Origin of the sequence: Maribellus mangrovi (assembly GCF_037646455.1) — a bacterium.
Classification (GTDB): Bacteria; Bacteroidota; Bacteroidia; order Bacteroidales; family Prolixibacteraceae; genus Draconibacterium; species Draconibacterium mangrovi_A.
Map to the genome: position 1 here is coordinate 190079 of NZ_JBBIXN010000008.1, position 7144 is coordinate 197222.

The window sequence follows — 7144 nt, forward strand, 5'->3', positions numbered from 1 at the left end:
ATAGAACAGCTCAATTAAATAAAGCTGTTGAGTGAGGATGAAAGGAGGTAATTTCTTACCTCCTTTCTTGTTTTCGTTTAAGCAGTAAGTTCCACTTCCGTTCGTACCAGTTCTCCTTCCATCGAGAAATCGGAAGCCGAAGTAACTTTCACATCCACAAACTGTCCGATGAGTTTCTCATCATCCGAGGCGAAACGTACAATCAACTTTCCTTCGGTGTGGCCTGATAAAAAGCCTTCTTTTCGATCGGTTCCCCGAACAAGAAGTCGCTTTGTTTGTCCCACCAGGTTGTAGTTATAAGGTAGATTGTGTTTCCTGAGTTCTTCGGTAAGTACATGTAGCCGGCGCTTTTTCTCCTCCTGCGGAATATCGTCGGCCCAACGGTGGCTGGTTGCACCTGGACGCGGCGAATAAATGGCCGTATACGACATATTAAACTTGAACTCTTCCATGGCCTTGCGCGTATTGTCGAACTGCTCTTCGGTCTCACCAGTAAAGCCAACAATGATGTCGGTAAAAACGGTAGCCTCCGGAATGATGCGTCGGATAGTTTGCACAATGTGGCGGTATCTTTCCATGTTGTGCTTACGGTTCATGCGCATCAGCACTTTATCGTCGCCACTTTGCATTGGCAGGTGAATTTGCTTAGCAAGTACCGGATACTCAGCAATTACCTCAATCACTTCGTCTGTCATGTCGCGTGGGTGCGGTGAAGTAAAATAAACCCAGAATTCCTTTTTCAGGCGATTTCCCAGTTCTCCGATTTCACGCAACAATTGCGGGAAAGTAATCTCTTCTCCCTTTTTATCCAGACCGTAGGAATTTACATTCTGGCCAAGCAATGTAATGGATTTATATCCCTGCGCCACCAGCAATGCCAACTCGGCAATAATGTCTTTCGATGGACGTGATACTTCCCTCCCGCGAGTGTAAGGAACAGCGCAGAATGTACAGAACTTATCACAACCGTTTTGAATGGGAATAAATGCTTCGAAACCCGACTGATAATTTGGTTTTACATTCCAGAACTCTTCGATATTTTCGTTGTGCGGATCGATACCTGCCTTGATATGTGCCGAAGTTGTCACCCCGTACTGACTAATCATCTCAGGCAATTTTGGGAGATCCTTCATCTGAAAAGTAATGTCGAAAAGCTTTAGGAATTTCTTGTGATCGTCGGGTAAAACACAGCCCGAGATAAAGGTCACCAGGTTTTTATTGTTTTTCCATTTGTTCCATTTATGAATGCGGGAATACACCTTATCGATGGCTTTCTGACGCACCGAACATGCCAAAATTCCAATCAGTCCTGCTTCCTCTTCGCTGTCGGTCCACTCGTAACCGGCTTCATTCAAAACCGAGATTACCCGCTCTCCATCCGACAAATTCATCTGACATCCCAATGTTATAACATGATATTTCATATTCTACTTCCTAATCTAATTTTCACCCCTCTGTCTTCGTCCCTCGACCATCTCAGAATTGAAGAGGGATGATTTCTTATCCGTATATATTTCCAAATAGAACGTTTAAAAATAAACTTCCGAAAGAATATTTGACACCGGAATTCCTTTAGCCGTTAATATATCAAATACTTCGTAAATCATTACACTGTTTCCGCAGAGAAAACAGTTGGTATCCTTATCAATCTCATTTTCGGCCAGATAAGCGGATACCCTTCCGTAAAAATCACCTTTCATTTCGCCGCTGGTACACAAGGTAATTCTTTTCGCCTCAAAATCATGGTGGTCGTATGCTTCTTCAGCTAACCTTACTCCATGCACAAGTCGATATTCCATCCCGCCGTGTGTGCGTACAAAACTATGAAACGGACTAATACCCGTTCCGGTTGCCACAAAGAGGAATTTCTTTACCTTGTACACATCGGGCGAGAACTTAAAAAATCCAAAAGGACCGTCGACCTGAACCGTTTCGCCAGCTTTTAACTTTTTAAGTTTTGCCGACACTTTGCCTCCATCAACCTCACGCACCAACACTTCCAGATAATCATCATGCTCGCCGCTGTACACCGAATATTCCCTGCGATCAATCCCGTTCCATCCCACCAAAATAAACTGCCCGGTCTGGAAATTCAGATCATTCCTTTCCAGACGAACCACAAAGGTCGATTCGGTTAACTGCCTTGTTTGTATGACTTTATGCGTTCTCAATTATTAAGACCTGTTCTAAATAATTCGGCGCAAAACTACAAAATTAAATTGGGTGGGCAATGAATGATATTCAGAACTTTAATAAATTTAGAATGACAAAACATAAAGCATTTATATTGCAGCAAAATGCTATTTATACACCTCTTCCTCAGTCTGATAACCTTCAGATATTACTGTAAGTTTAAGATTTTCTTTGTTGACTATCATTCCGTTAAAGAAGACAGTTGGTACCAGTTTAGCTCCGTTACTCACGGTCTGGAAGGTGTTTTCAAATTCTTCAAAGCGGGCCAGTTTCACGGCAAGCTCTGCAGTTGCAGCAGCCATTTTTTCGTAAGGCTTGTACACCGTGCAGGTTTGTTTTCCGGCCACAATTAACTGAAGATTTGGCAGGTCGGCGTCCATCCCGGCTACAAGAACACCTTCTTCCTCTGCTTCATCCAATGCTTTAATTACTCCGCGGGCAAGTGCGTCGTTTCCCGCAATTATAGCATCTACATTATCAGTTTGGTCCAGCAGCTCTTCTGCATGCTCATAACCTTCCTTTTCGCTCCAATCTGTAGTAAACTCGTTGTAAACAATTTTAATGTCGCCACGATCAACTAAGGGTTGTAGTACATTGCGTTGCCCCAGATACAGCAGCTGACTGTTGTTATCCGTTAAAGCACCGCCAATTAAAGCGTAGCTTCCGGTTGGCTTAATTTGAGTTAGATATGACGCCTGCAAATCACCAATTTCAACATTGTCGGTTGAAACGTAATAATCGAGTTTACAATTCTTGATCAGCCTGTCGTACGAAATGACTTTAATATCGTTCTTGTGCGCTTCTTCTACAATACTGGCAGCTGCAAACTGGTCTACTGGTACAACCACCAAAACGTCAACACCGTTGGCGAGCAGTTCTTTTGCCTGATCCAATTGCTTTTCGGCATTGTTATCAGCAATTTTAACAATTACGGTCCCTCCAAGTTCCCCGACTTTTTCTATCAGAAAATCGCGGTCATTTTCCCACCTTTCTCGATCAAGTGCATGAAGAAGCAGCCCGACTTTAACGTTCTTGTTCGACTGCAAGGTACACCCACCGATAAAAAAGACAGCAAAAAATAATAATGTGAATAATTTAATCGGATGATTCATAATATTGAATTTTGATCAGTATCGGCCTTTCTATTCAATTTACGAATTATAAGCGGAATATGTTAAGCAACGTTTTCGATTTAATCCTCTGTTATATAACACATTAAATAATGTAACTTTTTTAAGGGTGAATTAAAACCTTTGAATGTTCTCGTACAATTTTTGAACCGGGAGTCCCATCACATTGTAGAAAGATCCTTCAATCGATGTTATACCGATAGATCCGATCCATTCCTGAATTCCGTAGGCACCGGCTTTATCGAACGGACGAAAGGCATGAATATAATAGTTTATTTCGTCGGGAGTGAGCTTTTTAAAAACGACATTAGTGAGTGCGTAAAACGATTTTGTTTTGTTTTGTGAAGACAAACAAACTCCCGTTATTACCTGATGTTGTTTACCGCTTAAGCTTTGAAGCATTTCGAAGCCCTCTTCAAATGACGCAGGTTTTTCAAGCACGTGTTCTTCCAAACAAACAACCGTGTCGGCAGTAATCAGCAAATCATTTTTAGCAAGTTCATTTTTAAAAGGTTTTGCTTTTAGTTCCGCCAGGTACACCGGAATTTCTTCCTTTGTAAGGTTTTCGGGATATACTTCCTCCACTTCTTTTAACCGAACTGAAAAGTCGATACCCAATGATTTAAGTAACTGTTGCCTGCGGGGTGATTTAGATGCCAGAATAAAGTTGTATTCAGGAAACCATTTCATGTTAAAAAGCCCTTGAGTTCAACATTTCCGGTGAAAACCATTTTTGCTGCGCCTTTAATGTTTGTTCGATAACATCACGCACACAGCCCTCTCCGCCATTTTTTTCAGAAATATATTTCGAAAGTTCTTTGATCTCCGGTACTGCATCTTTAGGACAGGTTGGCACGCCAACAGTATTCATAACATTAAAATCAACCAGATCGTCACCCATAAATAAAATATCGTTGGCATTAAGCTTTGTTTTTGCCAGAAAATCGTTGAGACATTCCACCTTGTTTCGGGCTTTATCGTAATAATGTTCAACACCGAGTTTGGTATAGCGTAACCTCACCCGATCGATATAACCGCCGGTAATAATGGCCACCTGAAAACCTGCTTTCATGGCAATCCGAATCGCAAATCCGTCTTTTACATTCGCTGTCCTCACCGGATCTCCATCCTTGTTTAATGCTGAAGTGTCGACTGAAAGTACACCGTCGACATCAAAAACAAAACCTTTAACATTTCGCAGTTCGTCTTTAAAAAATGCCATTATCCTTTACTTTGATGAAGTTCAAAAATACGCCTTGAAATTGAATTGTACAATTCTTTAAGCTCCGGGTAATTTTTCAAACTCTCCAGATGATCATTTATTACATTTTCGTCGAAGCGCACGGCAGGTCCGGTTTGTGCATCAACTGGTGGCATTTCTGTTGCTTTTTTTGCTGTTTCCTTAATCAAAGGGTGAAGCACATCGAATGAAATTTTGTTTTTTCCCAGATAACCGGCAGCCAATGTATAAAAGTAATTCACAAAATTGCACGCGAAAACTGCAGCAATGTGAAGACTTTTCCTCTTTTCAGAATTTAAACACGACACTTTACCGGAAATCGTTTTAGCAATTTGAATGAGTTCATTCTCGATACCCGGACTGGAGGCCTCAATAAAAACCGGAATCTCACGAAACTCCACATAGATAGATTTTGAAAAGGTCTGAAGCGGATAAAGCACGCCGTAATTTTTCGAATAATGGTTTAAAGCCGACAGCAGCAAACTTCCTGAAGTATGAACAAGTAGTTTATTATCCAAATCGGTTTGTGAAAGTACTTCGTTTACAGCTGAATCTTTCAATGCCACAAAATAAATATCGGCCGTTTTTAGAAGCGCTTTAATATCCGAGGTATAATTCGTATTAAGTTTCTCGGCTAATGTTTTTGATGATTCTTCTGTCCGGCTGTAGACCTGTACAATCTCGAAACCGGCTTTTTGTAGTGCTTGCGACAGATGGGTAGCCAGATTTCCGGCGCCGATAAAAACTATTTTCGGTGATGCTTTCTTCATATTGTTCAAAAATACTCCACTCGATTTAAGCGGCAAAGTATTTTAATTTTTAATATTGAGTTTCAGGTACTGAATGCCATCAGTGACAATAAAAAAGCAATAGAAAAAGAAAAAGAAGGAGCTGCCCATATGCGATTCAAGATTCGAATCGGAAAAATTGGCAAAAAACATAAACGTTAAAAACAACAGGAACAGCGGATCGCGATAACGTTTGGTTTTAATCACCGGATATACCAGCAAAAACATGATCAGGATAAAACCGGGGACTCCAAACTTTACCATGTAATTTAAATACTGGTTATGAGATGATGCATACTGACTTTCTGCCAGTTGAGCTTCGTTGTTTTTAAAAGCCTCGGCAAATGCATCTTTCCAGTTGCCGGCTCCTACTCCAAATAACCAGTTCGATTTTATGATTGAAAGTGCTGCTTTCGCATATTCTATGCGTTGCGAAAAGGATTTATTATTTGAATTACCAATTTCGGTATATACATAATACTCCCAAATGGTTTGATATATTCGAGGATAGAGCGAGTATTTTTTCGCAAAAACAACATTGGCAATCCCCTGCTGCACATTGGCGATATCTGCAGGTGTAAGCGCCTTAACTCCCTCGGCATCCTTTCTTAATCCTTTTGAAGTCAAATAACGGGTTAATGTCGCTGAAACAGGATAACCATTGCCACCGATGGAATCGAATTTCAAATCTGAAACTTTATTCCACTCTTCCCGCATTTCTTTGTTACATACAAAAAGGTAAACATAATGACCGTTCTCTACCAACTTCCTATCGAAATTGTGCGAATAAAAATTTCCACGGGCTGTAACCTTTTCAATAGTTTCAGGATTTACCTCCTCGATTTCATAAAAATTACTTATAACTCTGCTCAGATATATTACGGGAGCAATAATTAGTAGTACTAACAGAACTGCAAATGTGATTTTATAGTTTGCATTCTTAACCCGTTGAATAAGATAAAGTAAGAAAAACAGACCGCCGGCTCCAAGTGCTATCAATCCGGTAAGTGATTGTTGTAAAGCGAGGTAAGCAGTATATATCATTACAAGAATTACCAAAGCAGAAGCCTTCTTGAATGAAATTCTATGGTAATTTTTAACCAGCAGAAATAATAAAAACCATATAACCAGGTTGAGTTGGAAGCTAAACCGGATATGCGACACTAAACTGATATTGTGCACCGTGAAGGTACCCTCTTTAATTTCCCCATATTTCCACCTTATTAAAGAGACTATTATCGCGGTAAAAACAGAAAATGCAAAGGCATATAAAACCATGCGTTTCTGGCGCTCATTTATGTTTTTTCCTAAACTGAACGCTAAAGGAAAAACCACGTAAAACATGGTTTTCTGCACATCGTAAAACGATTTATGTTCTCCTAAATTGAAAAAGGTACTAAGCAAATACAAAAAGAATATGAGCGGGATAAGCAGCAAAACCTTTCGTTGGCGGAGTCGTTCCCATTTATTCTGCCACGAATCTTCTACTAAAGCAATAAACAAAACCACTCCGGCCAATACAGATACCAGTGCAATTGACAAAGGAAGGACGATGACAAAACCTAAAAGTGCTAAGAAAAAATAATTGGAGTTAATAAGTTTAGTTAAATATTGCTTCATTCTGCGAAGACGTTTAAAACATTGAAATAACGAGACCAAGTTCTAAATATTGTATCAAAAAAAAACCTGACTCCAAGTTGGAATCAGGTTTTTGGTTAAGGTGGCAGCGACCTACTCTCCCACTTTTACGCAGTACCATCGGCGCTGGCGGGCTTAACTTCTCTGTTCGGAAT

At 40.3% G+C, this 7144-nt stretch carries 7 protein-coding genes and 1 rRNA gene; all 8 read right to left on the minus strand.

Features of this window, described 5'->3' with window-relative positions:
• Positions 1–77: 77 nt before the first annotated feature.
• Entirely contained in the window at positions 78–1424 is a 1347-nt protein-coding gene (gene miaB / locus WFY05_RS21415) for a tRNA (N6-isopentenyl adenosine(37)-C2)-methylthiotransferase MiaB (protein ID WP_340114985.1), read from the minus strand.
• A gap of 105 nt (positions 1425–1529) precedes the next feature.
• Positions 1530–2171 (minus strand): ferredoxin--NADP reductase, encoded by a 642-nt coding sequence (locus WFY05_RS21420; RefSeq protein ID WP_340114986.1) that lies wholly within the window; start codon positions 2169–2171, stop codon positions 1530–1532.
• Between the two features lie 129 nt (positions 2172–2300).
• Positions 2301–3305 carry a sugar ABC transporter substrate-binding protein gene (locus tag WFY05_RS21425; RefSeq protein WP_340114987.1) on the minus strand — a complete coding sequence of 335 codons (1005 nt, stop codon included), beginning with the start codon at positions 3303–3305 and terminating at the stop codon, positions 2301–2303.
• A gap of 132 nt (positions 3306–3437) precedes the next feature.
• Entirely contained in the window at positions 3438–4013 is a 576-nt protein-coding gene (locus tag WFY05_RS21430; RefSeq protein WP_340114988.1) for a Maf family nucleotide pyrophosphatase, read from the minus strand.
• A gap of 1 nt (position 4014) precedes the next feature.
• Positions 4015–4545, minus strand: coding sequence for a KdsC family phosphatase (locus WFY05_RS21435; RefSeq protein WP_340114989.1), 531 nt, complete (start codon positions 4543–4545; stop codon positions 4015–4017).
• Positions 4545–5333 (minus strand): Rossmann-like and DUF2520 domain-containing protein, encoded by a 789-nt coding sequence (locus WFY05_RS21440; protein WP_340114990.1) that lies wholly within the window; start codon positions 5331–5333, stop codon positions 4545–4547. Before WFY05_RS21440 ends, WFY05_RS21435 begins: the two co-directional genes overlap by 1 nt.
• Before the next feature lie 42 nt (positions 5334–5375).
• Positions 5376–6971: an O-antigen ligase family protein gene (locus WFY05_RS21445; RefSeq protein ID WP_340114991.1), complete on the minus strand. Its 1596-nt coding sequence runs from the start codon at positions 6969–6971 to the stop codon at positions 5376–5378.
• Between the two features lie 98 nt (positions 6972–7069).
• A 5S ribosomal RNA gene (gene rrf / locus WFY05_RS22345) occupies positions 7070–7144 on the minus strand; the annotation flags it as partial.